The sequence below is a fragment of the Stenotrophomonas sp. YIM B13575 genome, assembly GCF_042787595.1.
GTDB classification, from domain to species: Bacteria; Pseudomonadota; Gammaproteobacteria; order Xanthomonadales; family Xanthomonadaceae; genus Stenotrophomonas; species Stenotrophomonas lactitubi_B.
Genome location: NZ_JBHZOP010000003.1, coordinates 1 through 22,452, shown reverse-complemented (window position 1 = coordinate 22,452; position 22,452 = coordinate 1). Strand labels below are relative to the sequence as shown.

The 22,452-nt window shown below is 66.4% G+C and carries 32 protein-coding genes and 1 tRNA gene; 25 read left to right on the top strand and 8 right to left on the bottom strand.

All coding sequences use genetic code 11. The annotated features are described in order from the left end of the window. The 3 genes from ACFX4F_RS00340 to ACFX4F_RS00330 all read right to left on the bottom strand — a co-directional run bounded on the left by ACFX4F_RS00340 (position 1) and on the right by ACFX4F_RS00330 (position 1,380). Positions 1-312 carry a winged helix-turn-helix domain-containing protein gene (locus tag ACFX4F_RS00340; RefSeq protein WP_380651079.1) on the bottom strand — a complete coding sequence of 104 codons (312 nt, stop codon included), beginning with the start codon at positions 310-312 and terminating at the stop codon, positions 1-3. After that, positions 309-839 (bottom strand): phage regulatory CII family protein, encoded by a 531-nt coding sequence (locus ACFX4F_RS00335; RefSeq protein WP_380651076.1) that lies wholly within the window; start codon positions 837-839, stop codon positions 309-311. The genes ACFX4F_RS00340 and ACFX4F_RS00335 overlap by 4 nt, the downstream gene beginning before the upstream one ends. Before the next feature lie 109 nt (positions 840-948). After that, positions 949-1,380, bottom strand: a complete 432-nt coding sequence (locus tag ACFX4F_RS00330; protein WP_380651073.1) for a transcriptional regulator — start codon at positions 1,378-1,380, stop codon at positions 949-951. Here ACFX4F_RS00330 and ACFX4F_RS00325 point away from each other — a divergent pair. The 17 genes from ACFX4F_RS00325 to ACFX4F_RS00245 all read left to right on the top strand — a co-directional run bounded on the left by ACFX4F_RS00325 (position 1,321) and on the right by ACFX4F_RS00245 (position 9,780). Then, positions 1,321-1,959 carry a helix-turn-helix domain-containing protein gene (locus tag ACFX4F_RS00325; RefSeq protein ID WP_380651070.1) on the top strand — a complete coding sequence of 213 codons (639 nt, stop codon included), beginning with the start codon at positions 1,321-1,323 and terminating at the stop codon, positions 1,957-1,959. The genes ACFX4F_RS00330 and ACFX4F_RS00325 overlap by 60 nt on opposite strands. Continuing rightward, positions 1,901-2,242: a hypothetical protein gene (locus tag ACFX4F_RS00320; RefSeq protein ID WP_380651067.1), complete on the top strand. Its 342-nt coding sequence runs from the start codon at positions 1,901-1,903 to the stop codon at positions 2,240-2,242. Before ACFX4F_RS00325 ends, ACFX4F_RS00320 begins: the two co-directional genes overlap by 59 nt. 151 nt (positions 2,243-2,393) lie before the next feature. Then, complete coding sequence (locus ACFX4F_RS00315) at positions 2,394-2,585, top strand: hypothetical protein (protein ID WP_380651065.1); 192 nt, start codon at positions 2,394-2,396, stop codon at positions 2,583-2,585. Continuing rightward, positions 2,582-2,797 (top strand): hypothetical protein, encoded by a 216-nt coding sequence (locus ACFX4F_RS00310; protein ID WP_100436535.1) that lies wholly within the window; start codon positions 2,582-2,584, stop codon positions 2,795-2,797. The genes ACFX4F_RS00315 and ACFX4F_RS00310 overlap by 4 nt, the downstream gene beginning before the upstream one ends. Continuing rightward, the gene (locus tag ACFX4F_RS00305; protein WP_380651063.1) at positions 2,794-3,030 is read left to right on the top strand and encodes a hypothetical protein; all 237 of its coding nucleotides are present in this window, start codon (positions 2,794-2,796) and stop codon (positions 3,028-3,030) included. The genes ACFX4F_RS00310 and ACFX4F_RS00305 overlap by 4 nt, the downstream gene beginning before the upstream one ends. Further along, complete coding sequence (locus ACFX4F_RS00300; protein WP_380651060.1) at positions 3,027-3,305, top strand: hypothetical protein; 279 nt, start codon at positions 3,027-3,029, stop codon at positions 3,303-3,305. Before ACFX4F_RS00305 ends, ACFX4F_RS00300 begins: the two co-directional genes overlap by 4 nt. Beyond that, on the top strand, positions 3,305-3,547 hold the full coding sequence (locus ACFX4F_RS00295) for a hypothetical protein (protein WP_380651058.1): 243 nt from the start codon (positions 3,305-3,307) through the stop codon (positions 3,545-3,547). Before ACFX4F_RS00300 ends, ACFX4F_RS00295 begins: the two co-directional genes overlap by 1 nt. A gap of 87 nt (positions 3,548-3,634) precedes the next feature. Continuing rightward, a complete protein-coding gene (locus ACFX4F_RS00290) occupies positions 3,635-3,847 on the top strand; it encodes a hypothetical protein (RefSeq protein WP_380651055.1) in 213 nt (70 codons plus the stop codon). Next, positions 3,844-4,587, top strand: coding sequence for a hypothetical protein (locus ACFX4F_RS00285; protein ID WP_380651052.1), 744 nt, complete (start codon positions 3,844-3,846; stop codon positions 4,585-4,587). Before ACFX4F_RS00290 ends, ACFX4F_RS00285 begins: the two co-directional genes overlap by 4 nt. Further along, the gene (locus ACFX4F_RS00280) at positions 4,580-4,942 is read left to right on the top strand and encodes a hypothetical protein (RefSeq protein ID WP_380651050.1); all 363 of its coding nucleotides are present in this window, start codon (positions 4,580-4,582) and stop codon (positions 4,940-4,942) included. The genes ACFX4F_RS00285 and ACFX4F_RS00280 overlap by 8 nt, the downstream gene beginning before the upstream one ends. Continuing rightward, positions 4,939-5,241, top strand: coding sequence for a hypothetical protein (locus ACFX4F_RS00275; protein WP_380651047.1), 303 nt, complete (start codon positions 4,939-4,941; stop codon positions 5,239-5,241). Before ACFX4F_RS00280 ends, ACFX4F_RS00275 begins: the two co-directional genes overlap by 4 nt. Beyond that, entirely contained in the window at positions 5,234-7,312 is a 2,079-nt protein-coding gene (locus ACFX4F_RS00270; RefSeq protein ID WP_380651044.1) for a DNA cytosine methyltransferase, read from the top strand. Before ACFX4F_RS00275 ends, ACFX4F_RS00270 begins: the two co-directional genes overlap by 8 nt. Continuing rightward, positions 7,309-7,899: a hypothetical protein gene (locus ACFX4F_RS00265; protein WP_380651041.1), complete on the top strand. Its 591-nt coding sequence runs from the start codon at positions 7,309-7,311 to the stop codon at positions 7,897-7,899. The genes ACFX4F_RS00270 and ACFX4F_RS00265 overlap by 4 nt, the downstream gene beginning before the upstream one ends. Then, the gene (locus ACFX4F_RS00260) at positions 7,896-8,183 is read left to right on the top strand and encodes a hypothetical protein (protein WP_380651039.1); all 288 of its coding nucleotides are present in this window, start codon (positions 7,896-7,898) and stop codon (positions 8,181-8,183) included. Before ACFX4F_RS00265 ends, ACFX4F_RS00260 begins: the two co-directional genes overlap by 4 nt. Position 8,184: 1 nt before the next feature. Next, entirely contained in the window at positions 8,185-8,382 is a 198-nt protein-coding gene (locus tag ACFX4F_RS00255; RefSeq protein WP_380651215.1) for a DUF4224 domain-containing protein, read from the top strand. Between the two features lies 1 nt (position 8,383). Beyond that, entirely contained in the window at positions 8,384-9,424 is a 1,041-nt protein-coding gene (locus ACFX4F_RS00250) for a tyrosine-type recombinase/integrase (protein WP_380651036.1), read from the top strand. Positions 9,425-9,537: 113 nt separating this feature from the next. After that, complete coding sequence (locus ACFX4F_RS00245) at positions 9,538-9,780, top strand: hypothetical protein (RefSeq protein WP_380651033.1); 243 nt, start codon at positions 9,538-9,540, stop codon at positions 9,778-9,780. A gap of 72 nt (positions 9,781-9,852) precedes the next feature. On the opposite strand, the gene ACFX4F_RS00240 is transcribed toward ACFX4F_RS00245, so the two are convergent. Both ACFX4F_RS00240 and ACFX4F_RS00235 read right to left on the bottom strand, forming a co-directional pair. Further along, positions 9,853-9,926: transfer RNA gene (locus ACFX4F_RS00240), tRNA-Gly, on the bottom strand. Positions 9,927-10,058: 132 nt separating this feature from the next. Then, on the bottom strand, positions 10,059-11,903 hold the full coding sequence (locus ACFX4F_RS00235) for an autotransporter outer membrane beta-barrel domain-containing protein (protein ID WP_099820864.1): 1,845 nt from the start codon (positions 11,901-11,903) through the stop codon (positions 10,059-10,061). Positions 11,904-12,109: 206 nt separating this feature from the next. Here ACFX4F_RS00235 and thiS point away from each other — a divergent pair, with 206 nt between their 5' ends. From thiS to ACFX4F_RS00215, 4 genes are all read left to right on the top strand, one after another. Next, positions 12,110-12,310, top strand: coding sequence for a sulfur carrier protein ThiS (gene thiS / locus ACFX4F_RS00230; RefSeq protein WP_025874279.1), 201 nt, complete (start codon positions 12,110-12,112; stop codon positions 12,308-12,310). A gap of 95 nt (positions 12,311-12,405) precedes the next feature. Further along, complete coding sequence (locus ACFX4F_RS00225; protein WP_089236612.1) at positions 12,406-13,200, top strand: thiazole synthase; 795 nt, start codon at positions 12,406-12,408, stop codon at positions 13,198-13,200. Beyond that, on the top strand, positions 13,200-13,934 hold the full coding sequence (gene trmB, locus ACFX4F_RS00220; protein WP_099820863.1) for a tRNA (guanosine(46)-N7)-methyltransferase TrmB: 735 nt from the start codon (positions 13,200-13,202) through the stop codon (positions 13,932-13,934). The genes ACFX4F_RS00225 and trmB overlap by 1 nt, the downstream gene beginning before the upstream one ends. A 27-nt stretch (positions 13,935-13,961) precedes the next feature. Then, on the top strand, positions 13,962-15,809 hold the full coding sequence (locus ACFX4F_RS00215) for an SLC13 family permease (protein WP_025874276.1): 1,848 nt from the start codon (positions 13,962-13,964) through the stop codon (positions 15,807-15,809). Between the two features lie 351 nt (positions 15,810-16,160). Here ACFX4F_RS00215 and ACFX4F_RS00210 read toward each other — a convergent pair whose 3' ends face one another. Continuing rightward, positions 16,161-16,496 (bottom strand): Rieske (2Fe-2S) protein, encoded by a 336-nt coding sequence (locus ACFX4F_RS00210; RefSeq protein ID WP_049469607.1) that lies wholly within the window; start codon positions 16,494-16,496, stop codon positions 16,161-16,163. A 178-nt stretch (positions 16,497-16,674) separates the two neighbouring features. Here ACFX4F_RS00210 and ACFX4F_RS00205 point away from each other — a divergent pair, with 178 nt between their 5' ends. The 4 genes from ACFX4F_RS00205 to ACFX4F_RS00190 all read left to right on the top strand — a co-directional run bounded on the left by ACFX4F_RS00205 (position 16,675) and on the right by ACFX4F_RS00190 (position 19,866). Beyond that, on the top strand, positions 16,675-16,956 hold the full coding sequence (locus ACFX4F_RS00205) for a hypothetical protein (RefSeq protein ID WP_380651025.1): 282 nt from the start codon (positions 16,675-16,677) through the stop codon (positions 16,954-16,956). Positions 16,957-17,026: 70 nt separating this feature from the next. Beyond that, a complete protein-coding gene (locus ACFX4F_RS00200; protein ID WP_380651022.1) occupies positions 17,027-17,743 on the top strand; it encodes a fumarylacetoacetate hydrolase family protein in 717 nt (238 codons plus the stop codon). 56 nt (positions 17,744-17,799) lie between these two features. Next, positions 17,800-18,204, top strand: a complete 405-nt coding sequence (gene mscL, locus ACFX4F_RS00195) for a large-conductance mechanosensitive channel protein MscL (RefSeq protein WP_033831860.1) — start codon at positions 17,800-17,802, stop codon at positions 18,202-18,204. Positions 18,205-18,444: 240 nt separating this feature from the next. Continuing rightward, entirely contained in the window at positions 18,445-19,866 is a 1,422-nt protein-coding gene (locus tag ACFX4F_RS00190; RefSeq protein WP_380651019.1) for a M28 family peptidase, read from the top strand. Between the two features lie 63 nt (positions 19,867-19,929). On the opposite strand, the gene ACFX4F_RS00185 is transcribed toward ACFX4F_RS00190, so the two are convergent. After that, the gene (locus ACFX4F_RS00185; RefSeq protein WP_380651016.1) at positions 19,930-20,763 is read right to left on the bottom strand and encodes a TrmH family RNA methyltransferase; all 834 of its coding nucleotides are present in this window, start codon (positions 20,761-20,763) and stop codon (positions 19,930-19,932) included. Then, a complete protein-coding gene (locus ACFX4F_RS00180) occupies positions 20,756-22,273 on the bottom strand; it encodes an alanine/glycine:cation symporter family protein (RefSeq protein WP_380651013.1) in 1,518 nt (505 codons plus the stop codon). The genes ACFX4F_RS00185 and ACFX4F_RS00180 overlap by 8 nt, the downstream gene beginning before the upstream one ends. Between the last annotated feature and the right edge of the window lie 179 nt (positions 22,274-22,452).

The following is a 22,452-nucleotide window of genomic DNA, read 5'->3' as shown; positions in this document are numbered from 1 at the left end:
TCAGAGCCCCAGCAGCATGTTCTGACCCGGGGGCACCGGCCACCAGGTGCAGGCACTGCGGCCAGACACGGGGCAAGGCTTCTTCGGGCCCCGCCACACGCTGCCGACTTCGGCCAGCTCGGGAAGGCGTCGGGCGAGCACGTAGCGGCAGATGCCTGTTTCCTTCGCCAGTTCGAGGCTGGTCAGGCCTGGCAGGCGGCGCACGGCGGAAGCTGCTGCGGCTTGCTGGTCGCCTTGGATGCCAGTAACAGCGATGTAGTTGGCTGCCTCGTGGCTGGTGCTTGGATCAGTGGAGCGAGCGGGATGGTTCATCGCACCGCCCTCCCCTTCGCCGCAGCGCGCGACACGTTGCGGATCAGCCGATGCGCCATCGTGATCAGCGAATTGGCTTCTTCCACCATCAGCTTGGCTTCGTCGCTGTCGATGTGGCGATCAGCCATCGCCTCCACCGCCGTGCCCGACAAGCGACCCACCCGTGTGGTGATCTCCAGCAGCTTCGTCTGGATGGCGCCGATCTCGTCCGACCAGCCTCCCTCCGGCGGCGGCGGAACCGTAGCGACGGCCATGCCGAACTGCCCGGCCAGCGCCTGCATCCAGTCCAGGGCGTAATCGCTGCCGCCGGCCTTCTCCTGCATCCACTCGGTAAGCAGTTCGGCGATTTCCATCGTCACCGATTCCCCCTCAAGCCCGCGCAACTTCGCGCGCAGGGTCTCGGGGTGCATCGACTTGCCGCGACGGTCGGCCAGGAATACGGCCGCGTCCACGACACCGCCGGGCGTCTTGCGCACGGAGTTGTAGAGAACGTCGAGCCAGTTGAGAGCGGATGTGCGGCAGGTCATGGGTCACCTTGGGAGGGACGGTTTTTCAAGGTTTCGGGCTGTGCTCGGGTGGCGCAGGATTGGCGCCATGGAGATCAACAATTCAGGGACGACGGCCATGGATGGCCTTTCAAGCGGTATCGACGGGAGCAATGCGGTTCGCGTCGGGATCGGTTTCGACGCGCGAAACAGCGCTGGCGGGTGCAGCACCAAGGACGGCGAGAACACCGGGCAGAGCCGGTACAGCTGCGTCCAGATCCCACGAAGAGACGCGGTCCACCGGGAGGGCCAAGATGACGGCCAGGTGTGCGTCGCTGGAGAGGCCGAGCTTTGCCAACAACTCCCGCTTGGTCACAGGGGCCAGACCGCCCAAGGGCCCGAAAATGTCGGGGCAAAGGTCATGGCGGGAAACGCCAGTGACGGATTCGATGGGAATGGCCATGGCCGGGGGCACACGACCCCGGGAGCGCCAATTGCTGACGGCGCTCTGGCGAACACCAAGATGGGAGGCAAGGGATGTAACCCCGCCGGCGGCTTTCACGGCTCTGTCGAGTGCGTCCATCTGGCGAGAATCACATATCGTGATCCTTTGCGCAACACAAATCGTGTTAGCGCCACATCACAGACCGTGAAGAATTGGCCCATGGCCTTCTCTGACAACCTCCGCGCCGCCCGGCTTCGAGCCGGCTTGACCCAAGAAGCCTTGGCCTTGGCCTGCGGCTGGTCGGGGCAAAGCCGCATTGCGAACTATGAGTCGTCAGCGGACAGCGCGCGCGAACCGAAGGTCTCCGAGGTGCCCCGCTTGGCAAAGGCGCTCGGCGTCAGCATCGCTTCACTGTTCGGAGAAGCGCCGGCGTCTCAGTCCCAGCGACCCGAGCCTGCAATCCTTGCCGAAACCCACCGGTTCCTCGACAAGGCATTCGGCACGCTTGGCAAAGCCTTCGATATTGAAGCGGAGGCTGATCTGTTTGCGGACGTGTACGAATGGATCGTCTCTGACGATCGCCCCGCAGAACAGCGGAACCTGGTGGATTTCGCCGCATGGCGCGAGAAGCGCGATCTACACAGGGGAAGGACAACAGATGAGCAAAACGGAAGCGCTGCTAAGCAAGCTGGTCGAGCGCATAAACGCAGCGCCTGATCGAAAGCCTGCGCTCTATGCAGTGCCCAGCAAGCGCTCGCCGCATTTCGATGCAGTCGCTCGTGAAAGCCACATCCGCATGATTCGCAGTTTGGCCAAGGCTTACCGGCACTTTGGCGTGCAGATCATCATTGACCAAGCCACGTTGGGCCATGCGTGCATTGAAGACCTCGGCGATGACGCTCTCATCGCACTCCATCGTGACCTGGACCGCGCCCGCGAGTGCATTCGCGATGACGTTTCCTTCGAAGAAGCGGGCCTGATCCGCCACTCGTTCGACTGATCACAAACCCAATTTCTGAACGGAAATAGCCCCGTTCAGAAATTCGGCCAATAAACATCACGTTTCGTGTTGCACCAACAATCACAATGTGTGATCTTACTCCCGTCGCCCAACACCACCCCATCCCGGGGCCGGGCGCAGGAGATCAACCATGGCCACTCTGGCCTTCAACACCGAAACCGCCCCCGGCACCGCCAAGGCTGACACGGTCAGCGGGAAGGTCGTCCAGAACTTCGGCGCCGCCCGGATCTACTACACCGCCGACGAGGCAACCGCTGCAGCGCGCGATCTGATCGCCGCTGCCCAGCAGCTGCGCGGCGAAAGCCAGGACGCCGCCGCATGAGCGCCGTCATCGCCAACCACTCCCCCGTACAGCGCGCGGCAGCCGCCGCCGGCATTGTGCGCCGCGCCGCTGGACGCTGGGGCGTGCGCCCCGAGCTGGTGCGCTATGTGGCCGGTCACGCAGCCGCCGGTGTCCTTCTGCACGGCCAGAGCGTTGCGGGTGCCGTTGCCGCTGCGCGCCTCGATGCGCGCGCCCAAGGCGGTGCTGCATGAGCTTCCCCGTAGACGCACTGCATGCCATCCGCCTCGCGATCGCAGATTTGGAAGAGGAAGGATTCGGCACGGAGGAGTTGCGCCAAGCCGAATCCGCGATTGCCGATCTGATCGAAGCTGCTCAGGCAGCACGCACGTCCCTGCAGCACATGCGTGGACCAGAGTCGATCATCCACGCACGCACTGCGGAACTCGATGCCGCCCTCGCCCGCGTCAAAGGCGGTGTCGCATGAGCGCCACCTCCCTTCCAGACTTCGCCGTCATCGAAGTCCCCGGCTGCGGCATGCGGCTGCGTGCCATGCGGGATCCGGCTGGTTGGAGCGTCTCGGGCTGGCGTCGCACAAAGGGCGCCAGGGTCATGGTCATGTTCGCTTCCGCCGACGGTGCGCCCACCTTCAGCGAGAACGCCGGCCAGCATCACGTCATCGTGGACCGCGCCTACGTGGCGCTGCCCGCCAACTCCAGCAGAAAACTGCGCGACTTCATCAATGAAGTGGAGGGGAAGTGATGCGCCACCTGGCCCTGCCCTTCTACTGCGCCGTCATCGTCGGACTGCTGCTGGCGCTGCTCGCGCGCGCCATCTACACCGACGCCGCGTCGTTCCTCCTGCCCTTCGGCGCAGGCGTCGTGTTCTTCACCTGGTGCGGCCTCCGCGACCTGGTGCGCAACTGGCCCGCCTTCCGCGAGGAAATGCGACAGCGCGCGGCCGAACGACAGCGCGCGCCGCTGCAGGCCGACGACACCCACTGATCCCCTGCCCTGCGCTCTCCCCCTGTAGCGCAGGGAACCCGCGCCGGCCGGGTTCCACCAGCCGGCAATCCATCCCAGGAGTCCAGCGTGCGTAACCAGCTCGACATCTTCGATCACGACCCAGCCCGCATGGCCGCCGCCAATCGTGCGGCCGCAGACCACGCGCTGCACGACGTGCAGTTCACCGAAGCCGAGCGGCAGGCCCGCGCAGCGCACTACCTCGGCGAAGCCGAGCGCTGGGAAAGCCTCGCCGCGCACAGCGCGCGCGCCATCACCGAACGCAAGGAGCAGCACGCATGACCACCGACAAGACCCCCGCCACCCTGGCGACCGTGAAGCACGGCGGATGCGTGCAGTTGGCTGCCTCGGAACGTGCGCGGTTTGAGGCGTGGCATTGCGAGAAGTTCAAGACGCGTTGGCAAACAGGCGCTCCGACGCGCGACCTGCACAACGGCGTATATGCGGACAACTATGGTCCAGCCGAGCAACAAGAACGGTGGGAGCTGTGGCAAGCCGCCACCGCCCTCTCCGCCCAGCCCTCCCCGGGTGGTCAGGATGCGCTGGTCACCGAACTGACGGCACATGCCGCAGGGCTGGAACGCATGGCAGCAGACGACCGCGAAACCGGCCTGAGCATTGAACAGGCCATCGAGGATGGCGAGGGCTACACCCCGGACGAGGCAACGGATGTTGCCGCCGGGCTGCAGCACGATGCCGAACGTGGAGAGGAAACCGCAGCCCTGTTGCGCAAAGCGGCCGCTACCCTCGGCGCCCGCCAGCCGGTGGCCGTCCGGGTCACCCCGGAAATGCGCGCCGCCTTCCGCAAGGCGTACCGCGAGGGTGGTTTCTGGGCGGACCGTTTGGACACCGCCCTTGACGCGATGATGCGAGCCGCCCCGCCCGCGCAGGCCGTGGACCTTGTGGAGTTGCGGGAGGCCATCCGTAAAGCGTGGCAGAAATCCGCTGCGAGCGGGAACATTGATCTTGAATTCGGGAAGCTGCTGGCCATGATCGACAGCCAGGCGGTGGGCAATGGCTGACGACACGACCGCCCGCGCTCTGCCGCAAGCCGAGCTGCAGATCCTTCGCCACGCCTTGGGCGTCGGCGACTACGGCTGGGAGCGCAGCTACCGCAATCATTTCGTCACCGGCCCCTGCGGCGCCGACCACCAGCACTGCATGGCACTGGTCGCGCGCGGCTTCATGGTCCGGCGCGCTGGGAATGCGATCACCGGCGGCAGCGACCTGTTCAATGTCACTCCGGCCGGCCGCGCAGCTGTGCATGAGCACACTCCACCACCGCCGAAACTGACCAGGTCCCAGCAGCGCTACCAGCAGTTCCTGCGCTACGACGGTGGCGTGACGTTCGGCGAGTATCTGCGGGGCTGGCGATGAAGACGATCACGAACGACACCGCGAGCCTGTGCCCGTACTACCACGGCCCGGTGTGGGACGCCTTCGGGCTCACCCGTTCCGCCTATCTGGTCGTACCGCGCCGGACCCTGCAGTCCATGCCGCTGGACTGGCAGCAGCGCTTCGTGGCGCTGATGGATGAAGCGCACGCCCACCTGCCCGCCGAGGCCTTCCCCGAGTACACCGTTCAGCGCCAGGAGCGCGGCCAGTTCCTGACCGACCCGCTGCGTGACTACCGCCACACCGGCCCCATCGCACCCAAGGATTCCACCAATGGCTGACGGCTCCCACTCCTTCAACTTCCCCGCTCCGCAGCGCTCCCGCCTGCGCCCGCGCGAAATCGTGGTGGATCTGTTCGCCGGCGGCGGCGGCGCATCGGAAGGCCTCAAGCAGGCCTTGGGCATCGATCCCGCACTGGCCTACAACCACGACGAGCTGGCCATCGGCATGCACGCGGCGAACCATCCGCTGACCCAGCACCACCGCGAGGATATCTGGCACGCCGACCCGCGCGTGGACGTTGCCGGCCGCCCCATCGGCTGGTTCCATGCCTCCCCGGATTGCACGCACTTCAGCCAGGCCAAGGGCGGCCAGCCGCGCAGCAGGAAGACCCGCGCCCTGTCCTGGGTCGTGCTCAAGTGGATCGGCATGCTGCAGCGCGCGGATCGGCTCAACGGCACCAACACCGCGCCGCGCATCTTCTCCATGGAGAACGTGTGGCAGATCCTCACCTGGGGCCCGCTGGTGGCGAAGCGCTGCAAGGACACTGGCAGGGTGTTCAAAGCGGTGTTCGAAGATCGCGAGGTAACGCGCAAGAGCGGAAAGGTCGAAACGGAGCGCGTGCACGTGCGCACCGAGGTGGCCGCGCCGGGCGAGCGTGTTCCTGTCTGGAATCAGCTGCTGGTGCCCGACAAGCGCCATGCCGGCCGCACCTGGCGCCAGTTCGTTGCCGCGCTGCGTGCGCTCGGCTACGTGGTGGAGTGGCGCAAGCTGGTCGCCAGTGACTATGGCGCCGGCACCAGCCGCGAACGCCTGTTCTTGCTCGGCCGCCGCGACGGTGAGCCCATCGTGTGGCCCGCTGCCAGCCACGGCCCCAACCCGGGCCAGACGCCGCGCGTCACCGCTGCCGACTGTCTGGACTTCTCCATCCCCTGCCCGTCGATCTTCGGCCGTAAGCGCGACCTGGCCGACGCCACCATGCGCCGCATCGCCAAGGGCGTCATGCGCCACGTCATCAACTCGGCCGATCCGTTCATTGTCCCGGTGACGCACCAGGGCGGCGACCGCGTGCACGACGTGCGGGAGCCGATGCGCACGATCACTGCCGCCAACCGCGGCGAGCTGATGCTGGCAGCGCCGGAACTGGCACCCTTCATCACAGAGCACGCCAATGCCAGCACCCAGCGCACGATGGCTGTGGACGAATCCCTGCGCACGCTCTGCGCCGAGGTGAAGGGCGGGCACTTCTCCGTGGTGGCTCCAACGTTGGTGCAGACCGGCTACGGCGAGCGCGAGGGCCAGGCGCCGCGCGCGCTCGATCTGCAGCAGCCTCTGGGAACGGTGGTGGCCGGCGGCGTAAAGCACGCCGTCTCAGCTGCCCACCTGGTCAAGTTCCGGGGCGACAGCATTGGCTCGCCCGCGACGGAGCCGGTTCCGACGATCACCTCTGGAGCCGGTGCCGCGCGCCCAGCAGGCGCAGCGCACGCCTTGGGCCTCGCTTCGGCTTCGCTGGTCACGCTGCGGCGGAATATGGTCGGCGCTGATGTGCGTACGCCGCTGGCCACTGTCGCCGCGCAGGCAGAGCATCACGCAGTGTCCAGCGCCTTCATGGTCCAGGCTGCACACGGCGAGGGTAAGCCGGACGGTGTGCAGCGCTGGGGCGCCGGCAGCAAAGATGCGCGCGCACCTATCGGCACGGTCACCGCCAGCGGCAGCGGCGGGCACGCCATGGCTGAGGCCGAACTGGCGCAGCTGTCGCCCGAGCAGGAAGCCGGCGCCCTGCGCGTCGCCGCCTTCTTGGTGAAGTACTACGGCAGCGGCATCGCTGTGGATCTGCGCGATTCCCTGGACACGGTCACCACCAAGGACCGTCTGGCGCTGGTCACGGTCCACATCAAAGGCACGCCCTACGTCATCGTGGATATCGGCCTGCGCATGCTCAAGCCGCACGAGCTGTACCGCGCGCAGGGTTTCCCAACCGGGTACATCATCGATCGCACGGCCAACGGAACGCCGCTCACCACCAGCGCGGCCGTGCGCATGGTGGGCAACAGCGTCAGCCCACCGCCGCTGCGCGCCTTGGCCGAGGCCAATCTGGACCGGGTGCCGGCCGACATGGCGGTGGCTGCATGAGCGCGATGCAGTTCCCGGCGGCGCCGGCCGCAGTGGTCGACGCCACCAAGGCGTCATCGCCGGTCGCTGAGGTGGTCGCCGCCATGCGTCGTATTGACCCGGAAGGCGGCCCCGTTGCTGCCGACCAGGTCCGCGCCTGGGCCGACACCCTGATGGCCGAGCTTTACTCGGCTCACGTGGCCCGCTGGGAGTACCGCCACGCGGACGACTTCGCGCCGGGCTGCTGGGCAGAGGCCAACGCGGAACAGGTCCACTACGGCCCGCAGCGCGGCCTGGTGATCCGCGCCCTGTTCGACAAGCCGCGCGTGCCGCAGCCGGAGAAGGAGCACGTGTTCCAGAACCGCATCTGCACCAGGTGCGGCGACCCCGAAGACTGGGCCGGGCCGGACTGCGTGCCGCTGGTGCGGGAGGTCGATCCGCGCGCCCGGCTCCCCTTCGATCCGCGCTGGCTGGTCCAGCCGCTGCAGTGGCTGCGAGACGCCGGCCCGTTTGCCCTGAACCGTTTTGACCGGGAACACCGGTCCAAGCAAGCCACCTTCCTGCTGGAAAAGCTGGAAGCCCACATTACGGAGTGCGAAAAGCCATGACTCAGAAGCAGATCAGCCATCCCGAAGGCCTGCCCAACTGCGCCGCTGGGCATCGCGCGCGCCACATCCACGACGAGCGGCGCGCGAGCGCCGGTGGTGGCCACCTGGTCGAATGCTGCTGCAGGTCGACCAGCAAGAAGGCCGACGCCGAGTCGGCGCTGGTGGAGTGGCGGCGGATCAACCGGCCCGCCCGCAGCGCGCGCAAGGCGCCCGAGGCAGCCGACAACGTTATCCAGATGCGCCTGGTAATGGCAGGCGGAGGAAAGGTGGCCAGTGTTCTCTGATATGTACCTGTCGCGGGACGAGATTGCCGGCCTGTGCCGTACGCCCCAGCGCGCGCGCCAGGCTGCGTTTCTTCGCAAGAATGGGATTAAGCACTATCTGGACGCGCACGACTGGCCGGTAGTGCTGCGCTCCAGCGTTGAAGGAACGGCGCAGGCACCAAAGGCGCCGCCGACATGGACTTCCAGCAAGGTCGCTTGAAATGGGAAGGAAACCGAGCAAGCCGGGGGCTATCCCCCGGTTCAGGCCACGCAAGCAGAAGTCTGGCGTGATCCACTACTACTACGACCACGGCGGTAAGCCCAGGCGCGAGACCGCATTGGGCAGTGACTACGGGGTTGCCATCAAGCGCTGGGCGGAGATCGAGCATGCCAGCGCGATCCCCGCCGCGGCGGTTGTAACGTTCCGGCACGTCGCGGACCGCTATCGCGCCGAAGTCGTGCCCACCAAGGCCGTAACCACTCAGCGGCTCAACAACCGATGCATCACCGCACTGCTGAGCTACTTCGATGCGCCCCCAGCACCGTTCGAGGCCATCCGCCCGATAAACATCAGACAGTATCTGGATTGGCGAAAGTCAAAGGTGATAGCGAATCGTGAGGTCTCCCTGTTCTCGCATATCTGGAACTGGGCGCGCGGAAAGGGGATCACCGACCTTCCCAACCCGTGCGAGGGCATCCGGCGGAACAAGGAAACCGGCCGCGACGTGTACGTGGACGACGACGCCTTCAAGGCGGTATACGCGCGTGCCGATGCCGCGCTGCGCGATGCCATGGACCTTGCCTATCTGACGGGACAGCGCGTAGGCGATGTGTGGTCAATGGACGTGCGCCAGGTGACAGCGCGCGGTCTCATCATCCAGCAGTCGAAGACCAGCAACCGGGTCACCATGGAGATCACGGGCGAACTGGCAGCGCTGCTTGACCGCATTGCTAAGCGTAAAGGGGAGAAGTGCCCGAATGGGCGAGAGAAGGTCTACAGCACGCGGCTGATCGTAGACGACGACGGCTTGGCCCTGGGCCGCGCCGCCCTGCGCTACCGGTTCGACAAGGCGAGGGAGGAAGCGGGTATTGCAAAGGGAGAGTTCCAGTTCCGCGACCTCCGCGCTAAGGCGGGTACGGACAAGGCCGATTCGGCAAAGGACATTCGCGAAGCGCAGGCCCAGTTGGGGCATTCATCGGTCACAACGACCGAAATCTACGTGCGGAAGAAGAGAGGGTCGAAGGCGACCCCAACGCGCTAAGTTAAACGCAAGGAAAATCGCGAGAAGCGCCGTTATGTTGTGGTCTATGACGCGCTATAGATCGCGACAGCGAACCCAGCGATCATCCGGCAACACCAACCGGAGGTCAGAACATGCTCAAGGGATCCAGCGACAAAACCGTGACCGTCGAAGGCAACATCGTTCGCGGCCCTGAAACGCGGCGGGCTTACGCAGAGGCTGCCCTGGTCAAGTTGGCCTTTCCAGGTGAAGTCAAAACCGACGTCCCGACCGTCGCGACATACACCGACTTCGATCCGGAACCCACCTGGATATTGACCCTCCCTAATGCCGACCAGGCCATGCTGGTTAAGCAACTGCTTGACGGCAAAGGATGAAGTTCAATCCCGAATTGCGGAGCGGCCTGCATTTTGCGGAGCGCTGAGAAATCCGCAAACCGTTGGGAGACATGGAGCGGGCGAAGGGAATCGAACCCTCGTCAGTAGCTTGGGAAGCTACAGCTCTACCATTGAGCTACGCCCGCGTTGCAGGGCTGAAGTCTATGCGGACCCGCCGGGTTTGCGCAATGGCAACCGCTGCCAGCGGCTCGCCGGGCATGGCCCGGCGCTACCGTGTGGAGGTCCCGGGCACGCTGCGGCGCCCGGGACCGCAGCCCTTAGAAGCTGCCGCTGAAGCTGGCAAACAACGTCGCGTCCTGCGCACGCTTCTGCAGGGTGGTGGCGCTCAGGCCGATGTTGCTCTGCAGGCCGAACAGTTCCATGCGCGCGCCCAGGATGGCGGTCGCATAGTTCTTGTCGAAGTCCATGCCCGGCACGCGGTACATGCCCACGTCCGGCAGACTCTGCACCCAGGCGCTGGCCTGCTTGGTGTCTTCGAACTCGTGGTCGTAGGTCACCTGCACGTACGGCTTGACGGTGCCGCCGTCGAAGCGGGCCTGCCAACCGATACGGCCCACGGTGGAATCGACATCCTGCTTGCCGTAGCCCAGCGCGGTAGCCAGGGTGCCGGCATCGGCGCTTTCGGTGTAACCGTCGATCTTGACCTGCTGCCAGATCACCGAGGCGATCGGGCCGTGGCGGAAGCCGCCTTCGGTGCCGAACTCGTAACCGGCATTCAGGGCAGCGGTCAGGTTGCTGCCGTCCGGCGAGCCGCTGTGTTCGCGGGTTGCCGGGCCGAGCTGGACCTTGCGGTTCACGTCATAGGACAGCCAGGTGTAGCTGACCTGGCCATTGACCCAGATGCGGTCGCCGTACCAGCCAGCGAACAGACCTGCGGTAGTGTCCTTCTGGGTGAAGTCGCCACGGCTGTTGCCGAAGTCGGCGTTGAGACGGCCAAAGCCGGCGAAACCACCGAAGACCATGCCGTCGCGCGCCCAGTCGATACCGAACAGGCCGGCCGGGGCCAGACCGTCGTACAGATCGGCGTGGTCGTAGCGCTGCATGTCGCCGCGCACGCCACCCCACCACGACAGGCCGTCAGCCGGGCGACCCGCCTGGTGCAGGCTGACCTGGTCGGCGCGCGAGCGGCCGATGGTCTGTGCCGAATGGCTCAGCACCTGCTGCAGGCGCGGACCTTCGAGGATCGACACCGCGTACTGCCCCAGCAACGCATGACCGGCGGTGGTCGGGTGCACGCCGTCGGCGAACAGGTAGGCGGTGGCCGCATCCGGGCTGACGTAGCTGGTCGGGTTGCAGGTCAGGATGCTGGTGGTGGTGTCAGCGGGGTTGATCCTGCAACCAGTATCGGTGACGTTGCGGAAACCGTACATGGCCGGGTTGGCCGCCACTTCACGCAGCACGGTGAAGGTATCGAGCGGAATGAACTCGATGCCGGCCTGCTTCAGGCCGCCATACAGGGCCTTGTTGTAACCGGCCGCCAGCGCGGTGGCCTGCGCGGCACCGGCCGGACCCAGCGAACGGAACTGCGGAGCAATGCCGACGTCCGGCAGGTTGGGGACGAGCACGTACTCGGCACCGGCCTGCTTGAGGGCGCCCACCAGGGCCACCTGGTCGGTGACGGCCGCGCCGATGATGGCCTGCGCCTGGGCCGGCGCACGCGCTGCGGCGAACAGGTCATTGGCGCCGCCCCAGACCGTGTACAGGGCATTGGCGTCAGCCTTGCCGCCGTTGGCAGCCAGGTAGCGGGCCGCCTGGCTCTTCAACGAGGGAATGGTGCCCAGGGCACTGGCCACGTCGACGCCGACACGGGCACCGCCGACAGCGTAGTTGTCGCCGTTCTGGCCATTGCCGTTGGCAGCGCCATTGAGGCCGTAGTAATTGGCGACCTGCTGCGACCACACCCAGCCCGGATTGGTGGTGAACTGGCCGGTGACCGGGCGCACGTCGGCCGGCAGCAGCGGACGGAAGTAGCCGGCGTCGGTAAGGCTGTCACCGAAGAAGACCGCATGGCTGTAGGGGGATTCGCCTGCCATGGCCGGCAGCGCGGCCAGCGCGATCGCGGCCGCCATGAGGGAGCGGATCGGGCGTTTGCTGAGCAGCATGTAAAAACTCCTGTGGGGATATCGTTGAGGTTCCGACGCACGTACGCCGGCGCACGGTGAATGGTTTCACTGCGCCGCCAATTGCTCACGCTGCGCCGCCGCATGGATTGTCGCCCGAGCCCGGCCTGGCAGGCTTTGCCGGTACGGGCGTAGCGCGCAACTTGCAATGGTTCCGATGCGAACCGGCGATCAGCGACAATGGCCTCATGAACATCCAGCTCAATGGCGAACCCCGCACCCTGCCCGCTTCGGCGACCCTCCTGGACCTGCTCGCGGCCGAGCAGCTGCTGCAACGCCGGGTGGCGGTGGAGGTCAACGGCGAGATCGTCAGCCGCAGCCGTCATGCCGAGCATGTACTGGCCGAGGGCGATGTGGTGGAGATCGTGCATGCGCTGGGCGGTGGTTGAGACAGCGGGGTCAGAGCCCGTTGCCTGTGGCAAAGGGATCCGACCCCACCTTCTGCGACGACCCCATCTTCAGGCGGATAAGCGATAATCGCGTCATGAACGCTCATGTCTCCCCCGATTCGCTGGTGATCGCCGGCAAGACCTACAGCTCGCGGCTGCTCACCGGCACCGGCAAGTTCAAGGATCTGGAAGAAACCCGCCTGGCCACCGAGGCCGCAGGCGCCCGGATCGTCACCGTGGCCATCCGCCGTACCAACATCGGGCAGAACCCGGGCGAGCCGAACCTGCTCGACGTGCTGCCGCCGGACCGTTACACCATCCTGCCCAACACCGCCGGCTGCTACACCGCCGAGGATGCCGTGCGCACCTGCCGCCTGGCCCGCGAACTGCTGGACGGCCACAACCTGACCAAGCTGGAAGTGCTGGGCGACCAGAAGTCGCTGTACCCGGACGTGGTGCAGACCCTCAAGGCCGCCGAACAGCTGGTCAAGGACGGTTTCGAGGTGATGGTCTATACCTCCGACGACCCGATCCTGGCCAAGCGCCTGGAAGAGATCGGCTGCGCTGCGGTGATGCCGCTGGCCGCGCCGATCGGCTCGGGCCTGGGCATCCAGAACAAGTACAACCTGCTGCAGATCATCGAAGACGCCAAGGTGCCGATCATCGTCGACGCCGGCGTGGGCACTGCTTCGGACGCGGCGATCGCGATGGAGCTCGGCTGCGACGGCGTGCTGATGAACACCGCCATCGCCGGTGCGCGCCACCCGGTGCTGATGGCCAGCGCGATGCGCAAGGCCGTGGAAGCAGGCCGCGAGGCATTCCTGGCCGGCCGCATTCCGCGCAAGCGCTACGCCAGTGCATCCTCGCCGATCGATGGGTTGATCGGCTGATGACCAATCCATTTGACAGCGCCGGTTCGAAGGCGCCGCCCAAGCCGTTCACGGTCAACGAAGGCCGCCGTGAAGTGCGCAGCTTCGTGCTGCGGCAAGGCCGTTTCACCCCCGCCCAGCAGCGCGCGTTCGACGAGCGCTGGCCGCGTTTCGGCCTGGATTTCAGCGGTGAACCGCGTGATCTGGATGCCACCTTCGGCCGCGATGCGCGCAAGGTGCTGGAAATCGGCTTCGGCAACGGGGCCGCGCTGCGCTTTGCCGCACAGCATGACCCCAGCCGCGACTACATCGGCCTGGAAGTGCATGCGCCCGGCGTCGGTCGCCTGCTGAACGCGCTGGCCGAGGACAACGTCGACCACGTGCGCCTGTACCACCACGACGCGGTGGAAGTACTGGAAAAGGAAATCGCCGATGGCGCGCTGGACGAGGTGCGCATCTACTTCCCCGACCCGTGGCACAAGAAGCGCCACAACAAGCGTCGCCTTATCCAGCCGGGTTTTGCCGAGCTGCTGGTGCGCAAGCTGCGCTCCGGTGGCCGTCTGCACTGCGCCACCGACTGGGAGGATTACGCCGAGCAGATGTGGGACGTGCTGGATGCCACCCCCGGCCTGGTCAACCGTGCCGGCCCGCGTGGCAGCGTGCCGCGCCCGGACTGGCGCCCGCAGACCCACTTCGAGACCCGCGGCCAGAAGCTCGGCCATGGTGTCTGGGACCTGTTGTACGACCGCACCTGATGAACGCCTGAGGACGCCGCGCCCCACATGGATACCGCGCTGACGCTGACCACTGACATGAAGCTCGTGCTCGGGCTGGTCGGCTTCACAATGGCGATGTTCCTGTTCGAGCGCATCCGCGCCGACGTGGTCGCGCTGGTGGTGCTGGTGGTGCTGGGCGTGACCGGCCTGATCGCGCCGGAGGAAATCTTCGGCGGCTTCTCCGGCAACGCGGTGATGAGCATCATCGCCACCACCATCCTCGGCGCGGGCCTGGACCGCACCGGTGCGCTGAACCGCCTCGCGGCCTGGCTGCTGCGGCGCGGGCATGGCGTGGAGCAGCGGCTGCTGATGATGACCACGGCCATCGCCGGCCTGAACTCGTCCTTCATGCAGAACCCCTCGGTGATGGCGCTGTACCTGCCGGTCGCCTCGCGCCTGGCCGCACGCACCGGGCTGACCATGCAGCGTCTGCTGCTGCCGATCTCGGCGGCGATCGTAATGGGTGGCGCGCTGACCATGGTCGGCAACTCGCCGCTGATCCTGCTGAACGATCTGCTGGCCTCGGCCAACAACAACCTGCCCTCCGGCCTGGCCACCATCGAGCCGCTGCGCATGTTCGCGCCGCTGCCGATCGGCATCGCCCTGCTGATCGCCTCGCTGCTGTATTTCCGCTATTACGGCGACCGCAAGCTGGTGGAAGAGGAAAGCCTGGTCAACGACGGCACCACGCCGGCCCGCACCGAAAGCTACTTCGCCAAGACCTACGGCATCGAAGGCGATGTGTTCGAGCTGGTGGTCACCGCCGAGAGTCCGCTGGTCGGCATGACCCTGGGCGAAGCGGAGAACCTGCATGACGCGCCGCTGCTGCTGGCACTGAAGACCGGCAATGACACCCGCCTGGCACCGCCGGCGGAAATGCGCATCTGGGTGGGCAGCGTGCTCGGCGCGATGGGCCCGCGCCAGCAGATCCACGATTTCGCGCAGAACCAGTTCCTGCGCATGTCCTCGCGCCTGAAACACCTGGGCGACCTGTTCAATCCCAGCCGCGCCGGCATTTCCGAGGCGGTGGTGCCGCCGACCTCCGGCGTCATCGGCAAGACCGCAGGCGAGCTGCGCCTGCGCAAGGAACGCGGCATCAGCCTGCTGGCGATCAACCGCGACAAGCAGGTGATCCGCGAGGATGTGCGCGATGTGCAGCTGCGCGCCGGCGACATGCTGGTCTTCCACAGCATCTGGACCGACCTGGCGCAGGCCGCCAAGAGCCGCGACTTCGTGGTGGTCACCGACTACCCGACCGGCGAGCAGCGCCCGCACAAGTTCAAGATCGCCATGGCGATCTTCGCCCTGACCATCCTGATCGCGCTGACCAGCAAGCTGCCGGTAGCACTGACCCTGATGACCGGCGTGGCCGGCATGCTGTTGACCGGCGTGCTGCGCATGGACGAGGCCTATGCCTCGATCAACTGGAAGACGGTGTTCATGATGGCCGGGCTGATTCCGCTCGGCTGGGCGATGGATTCCAGTGGTGCCGCGGCGTGGGTGGCCGGCCATACCATCGACAAGCTGCCCACCGGCATTCCGATCTGGGTGCTGGAGCTGGCGCTGGCGCTGCTGACCACGGTGTTCTCGCTGGTGATCAGCCATGTCGGCGCGACCATCGTGATGGTGCCGATCGCGGTGAACCTGGCGCTGGCGGCAGGCGGTAATCCCACGGCGTTCGCGCTGATCGTGGCGCTGTCGGCGTCCAACAACCTGATGACGGCGTCGAACCCGGTGATTTCGATGATCACCGGCCCGGCCAACTACACCCCACGCGAGATGTGGCGGGTCGGCGGCCCGCTGTCGCTGATCTATACGTGCGTGGTGGTGGTGATGATCAACCTGATGTTCTGAGGGTTGGGTTTATCGGCAGGGCTGCGCCCTGCACCCGCCGAGGCAACGGCAACGGCAACAGCCGAAGCAACAGCAACAGCCTGCTATCCGTGGGATGGCGGGGTGGGTCCGGTGGCAGGGGACGCTGCAAGTACGTCCCTGTAAGCTCGGTCGCCGCATCCATGCGGCTCACGCCCCCGCCATCGGACCCACCCCGCCTTCGACGGATCGCTGCAATCTGCCTGAACGGCGTCGTGCACCGCTTTGGTAGGTGTCGACCTTGGTCGACACGGTAGATCCACGCCATGCGTGGATGGATCTGGATACCTGTTGATCTGGTGGGTGCGGACCGTTGGTCCGCACACCGATGCATCAGGCCAGGTAGACCTGCCCATCTCGCACATCCACCGGCACGGCGCGCAGGCGGTCGCCCTTGCAGGGGCCGGCGATGCAGTCGCCGCTGTCCAGCGCGAACGAGGCGCCGTGGGCGGCGCAGACCAGGTGGCCTTCGCGGCTCTTCAGGAACTGGCCGGGTGCCCAGTCCAGGCGGCGGCCCGCGTGCGGGCAGATGTTCAGGAACGCGCGCACCTGCTCACCGTCGCGGTACAGCAGCAGCGACTCGGCATCGCCATCGACCACCGCTTCAACCTCGGCAAACGCGCCATCGGCAATGGCATCCAGGGTGATCAGGGCGACAGCGGCAGTCATGGCGAAGGCTCGGACGGAATCGCGCATTGTCGCATGCCTGGTCATGTGACTAGCTGCGACATGAACACAAGTCATTGATCCGTAATAAGCCAAGGCTATATTTAACGAGTTTTTCACTCAATGACAGTGGCAGCTGCCGATACTCATGGCTCGCTGATTTCCAGCCTATCGAGCCACCATGTTCAATCGCGATTTCGCCTTCAACCAGTTCCGTACCCTGTTTGCCCCGCGCAAGCCGCGCCATCCGCTGGTGCGCGTTGCCGTAGGCCTGCTCGGCCTGGCGATCCTGGCCGCGATGGTGTTCATCGGCGTATTCGTCGGTGCTGCCATGATCCTGGTGGGCCTGGCGTGGAAGCTGCTGGCTTCGCGCAAGCCCGGCCCGAGCCGCCCGGCCGACCCGAACGTGGTCAAGGGTGAGTACCACGTGGTGCGCAAGTCGGCGCTGCCGGCCTCGCGCTGATCGACGCTGCCCGCTGACGGCGGGCCTTGCTGCGTTCTAGACTGCGGGCACTCCCTTCCTGGATGCCCGCATGTCCGATGTCTCCGATGTGATCCCTGCTGCAGCCACGCCGCGTGTACCGGTTGTTGGCGGCGGCAGTTTTCCTGTGCACCGCATCTACTGCGTCGGCCGCAACTTCGCCGACCATGCGCGTGAGATGGGTGCTGCCGTACCTGCCGCAGACGATCGCGGCCGCCCGATGTTCTTCACCAAGCCGGCCGACGCCATCGTGGTCGGCCACGATGATGTGATCCCCTACCCGCCTGCCACCCGCAACCTGCACCACGAGGTGGAACTGGTGGTGGCGATCGGCCGTGACGCGCCCGCCGGCGAGCTGGCCGTGGCCGATGCCGAAGCACTGGTCTACGGCTATGCCGTGGGCCTGGACCTGACCCGCCGCGACCTGCAGGCCGCCGCCAAGGAGAAGGGCCACCCGTGGGATGCGGCCAAGGGTTTCGATGCCTCCGCGCCGATCAGTGAGATCGTGCATGCCGGTGAAGTCGGCGACCTGGCTGCGCTCAACCTGTCGCTGGAAATCAACGGCGAAGTACGCCAGCAGTCCCTGCTCGACCAGATGATCTGGAACGTACCGGAAATCCTGCATGAGCTGTCCAAGCTCTGGCAGCTGCGTGCCGGCGACCTGGTGTTCATGGGTACGCCGTCCGGCGTGGCCGCCCTGAAGCCCGGCGACCGTTTCAGCGCACGTCTTGAGAACGTGGCCGAGCGCCACGGCGTGATCGCCGGCTGACATCACCTGCGCTACCCTGCGCGCTGTCCCCCCTCGCCCTCAGGAGAAAAACAACAATGGGAATGCTCACCGAGTTCAAGGAATTCGCGATGCGCGGCAACGTCATCGACCTCGCCGTCGGCGTGGTGATCGGCGCGGCCTTCGGCAAGATCGTCACCGCGCTGGTGGAGAAGATCATCATGCCGCCGCTGGGCTATCTGATCGGCCGGGTGGATTTCTCGCACTTGGCGTGGACGCTGTCGCCAGCCAGCATCGGGCCTGATGGCAAGGAGATTCCGGCGGTGGTGATCGGCTACGGTGATTTCATCAACACGCTGATCCAGTTCGTGATCGTGGCCTTCGCCATTTTCCTGGTGATCAAGGTGATCAACCGCCTGTCGCGCAAGAAGGAAGCCGCACCGGCTGCGCCGGCCGAAGAAGTGGTGCTGCTGCGCGAGATCCGCGACAGCCTGAAGAAATAAGGTGTCGGGCGCCATTGGCGCCCCCGCCGCCTGTAGAGCCGAGCCCACGCTCGGCCGATCTGGAAACGCAGCCGAGCATGGGCTCGGCTCTACATGACACGCGAAAGCCCCGCTCCGGCGGGGCTTTCGCTTTGCTGCATCTGGCGGAAAACAGCATCCGCAGCGGCCATGACCTCCCGCCCATGCGCGGCGCTGAACGACTGTTAAGCTCCAAGGCTTACACCCTTCCCGGAGCTGTCCATGCGTCGCCGCGTCCTTGCCATCGCATCCTCCCTCGCCCTGCTGGCCGCGCCGGCCTTCGCGGCGCCGCATGCCACCACCCTGCCGCCGGCCTCGCTGGCCACCGCCGCACAGCTGCGCGACCAGGCGCTGGCCGACGACACCGGCTGGAAGGTGGTCGAATCGCTGACCACCGAGATCGGCCCGCGCATCGCCGGCAGCGAGGCCGACGCCCGTGCCGTGGCCTGGGCCGAAGCCAAGTTCAAGGCTCTGGGCTTTGACAAGGTATGGAAGGAACCGGTGACCTTCCCGAAGTGGGAGCGCCGTAGTGAACACGCTGCGGTGACCGGCAGGAACCCGCAGCCGCTGCAGATCACTGCGCTGGGTGGCAGCCCGGGCGGTACGGTGGAAGCCGAGGTGGTGCGCTTCGCCGATCTGGCTGCGCTGCAGGCCGCACCGGCCGGTTCGCTGAAGGGCAAGATCGCCTTCGTCGATTACCAGATGCTGCCGTTCCGCGATGGCCGCGACTATGGCCGCGGCGGCGCGATCCGCAGCAAGGGCCCGTCCGAGGCCATCCGCAAGGGCGCGGTCGGCTTCCTGATGCGTTCGGCCGGTACCGATTCTCACCGCGTGCCGCACACCGGCATCACCCGCTTCGATGACGGCCTGACGCCGGTACCGTCGGCGGCGCTGTCGGTGCCCGACGCCGACCAGCTTGCGCGCCTGCTCGCCCGTGGCGCGACCACGGTGAAGGTGGCGCTGGACTGCGGCTGGGATGGCACCGCGACCTCGTACAACGTGATCGGCGAGATCACCGGCCGCACGCTGCCGAAGGAAGTGGTGGTGATCGGTGGACATCTGGATTCATGGGACCTGGGCACCGGCGCGGTCGATGACGGTGCGGGCGTGGGCATCACCATGGCCGCCGGTCATCTGATCGGCCAGCTCAAGCAGGCGCCGAAGCGCACCATCCGCGTGATCGCCTTTGCCAACGAAGAACAGGGTCTATACGGCGGCAAGGCCTACGCCGAGGCGCATGCCAAGGACGTGGCCCTGCACCAGCTGGCCGCCGAGAGCGATTTCGGTGCTGGCCGCATCTACGCCTTCAACACCGGTTCGCCGAACCCGGAAGGTTCGCGTGAGGCGACCAAGCAGATTGCCGAGGTGATGAAGCCGCTGGGCATCGAGTACCAGGCCGACAACGGCGGCCCGGGCCCGGACGTCGGCCCGCTGGCCGCCAAGGGTGCTGCGTGGGCATGGCTGGCGCAGGATGGCTCGGACTACTTCCACCTGCACCACACCGCCGACGACACGCTCGACAAGATCGACCCGAAGGCGCTGGCGCAGAACGTGGCGGCCTACACCGTGTTTGCCTATCTGGCCGCCGAAGCCGATGGCAGTTTCGGCAGCGAAGCCAAGGCGACCACGCCGCCGAACGAGTGATGCGGTGACACAGTGGGGTCAGAGCCCTCGCCTGCGGCGAGGGATCTGACCCCGGTCAGGGGCTCAGCCGCGCTGGCTGACCCACTGCGCCAGCAGCACCGCCGTGGCCGAGGCCACGTTCAGGCTTTCCACCGCGCCGCTGCCGGGAATGGAGACCTGCAGATCGCACTGGCTGGCCAGGCCGCGATCCATGCCTTCACTTTCCGCGCCCATCACGTACACCAGGCGGGCGGGCAACGACGCGCGGAACACGTCATCCCCACCCTCGACCAGCGTCGCGGCCAGGCCGAAACCGGCCGCGCGCAGCTGTGCCATCGCTTCTGCGTCCTCAGGCAGCTGCACCAGCGGCACCGACTCTGCACCGCCCTCGGCCACGCGTGCCGCCGCGCCGGACAGGGCCAGCGTGCTGCTGGCAGGCAGCAGCAGCGCCTTGGCCCCGAAGTGCGCGGCCGAGCGCAGGATCGCACCGAAGTTGTGCGGATTGCCGACGCCATCCAGCCACAGTGCCAGCGCCGGGCCTTCGCCCAGTTCGGCCAGCCACTGCGCCAGCGGCACCACCGGCGCGCGCAGCACGTCGGCCACCAGGCCTTCGTGATGGGTGGTGGCGGCCAGCTTGTTGAGGTCACCCTCTTCCACCACGCGATAGCCGACGCGGTTGGCCACGCACCACTTCAGCACCGGCTGCATGCGCGGAATCAGCGATTCCACCAGATACAGCTTGCGCAGCGCCTGCGGACGCTTGGCGAACAGGGCCTGCACCGCGTTCCAGCCATACAGGCGCAGTTCGTCGTTGCCGCGCCCCGGTGGTGGCGGGGTGCCGCCCTCACGCGGTGGCAGCGGGGTGGCCCGCGGCGGTCGCGACGACGGGCGGCGGGCATTCTTCCAGGGATCATTCACTACGGGACAACTCCAGCTTGCGTTGACGCCAGAAATCGGCGTTCTTGATGCCCAGGGCATCGGGGTCGAAGATCGGATCCAGGCCGAGCTTCTTCTGTCGTTCGTAATCGCGCAGGGCCAGCATGGCCGGCTTCTGCACGATGAGGATGGCGATGATGTTCAGCCAGGCCATCAGGCCTACGCCGATGTCGCCCAGTGCCCAGGCCAGGGTGGCGTTGTGGAAGGCACCAAACACCACCATGCCGATGATGCCCAGGCGCAGCAGCAGCACGGTCAGCGGCCGCTTCCTGTTGTGGTTGACGTAGGTCAGGTTGGTTTCGGCCATGTAGTAATAGGCCATGATCGTGGTGAAGGCGAAGAAGAAGATCGCCACCGACACGAACGCCGAGCCCCAGCCCGGCAGCACCGCTTCCACACCCGCCTGCGCGTAGCCCGCACCTTCGGGAATGCCGGCCAGGCCCTGGAAGATCGGCTCAGCGCCGGCCACCGGCGAATACACGTTGTAGGTGCCGCTGGCCAGGATCAGGAAGGCCGTGGCGGTGCACACCATCATGGTGTCGAAGTAGATGGCGAAGGCCTGCACGTAACCCTGTTTGGCCGGGTGCGAGACCTCGGAAGCCGCCGCAGCGTGCGGACCCGAGCCCTGCCCGGCCTCGTTGGCGTAGATGCCGCGCTTGATGCCCCATTCCACCGCCAGGCCCATCATCGCGCCGAACGCGGCGTGGGTACCGAAGGCGCTCTTGAAGATGATGCCGAACATTTCCGGCACGCGGTCGTAGTTGATGATCATGATGACGATGGCGGTCAGGATGAAACCAGCCGCCATGAACGGCACCACCACTTCGGCGAAGTTGGCGATGCGCTTGACGCCGCCGAAGATCACCACGCCCAGCAGCAGGGCGACAACGATGCCGATGCCCAGCTTCAGCGCCTGCACCGATTCCATGCCGAAGGCCTGGCCATCGAGCGGACCGCACAGCGCGGTGCCGCGGCAGGCATTGATGATGCTGTCGGCGATGGCGTTGGCCTGCACGCCCGGCATCAGGAAACCGGCGGCGATGATCGTGGCGATGGCGAAGGCCATGGCATACCACTTCAGGCCCATCGCCTTTTCGATGTAGTAGGCCGGGCCACCGCGGTAGCGGCCTTCGGCATCCTTGGTCTTGTAGATCTGCGCCAGGGTGCATTCCACGTACGACGTGGACGCGCCGAGGAAGCCCATCACCCACATCCAGAAGATCGCGCCGGGGCCGCCGAAGGCGATGGCGGTGGCCACGCCGGCGATGTTGCCGATGCCCATGCGGCCGGCCATCGACATGGCCAGGGCCTGGAACGAGGACACGCCGGCGTCGGATTTCTCACCGGACACGGTGAGGCGGCACATCTCGACGAAACCACGGATCTGCATGAAGCGGGTGCGCAGGCTGAAGAACAGGCCGGCGGCCAGGCACATGAAGATCAGCGCCTTGCTCCAGATGATGCTGTTGATGAAATGTACGGTAGCTTCCACGCGCGCTCTCTCCAGTCGGCGGGTTGTGAGGACGTCCCGTCGGCTGGAAGGGACCGGTCGATTCTCCCTGATCGAAGGTCGCTGCGATAGCGCTGCTTTGTAGAGCCGAGCCCATGCTCGGCTGCCGTCAGGGGCCCAAGCCGAGCATGGGCTCGGCTCTACAGCGGCCAGCCCGCGTG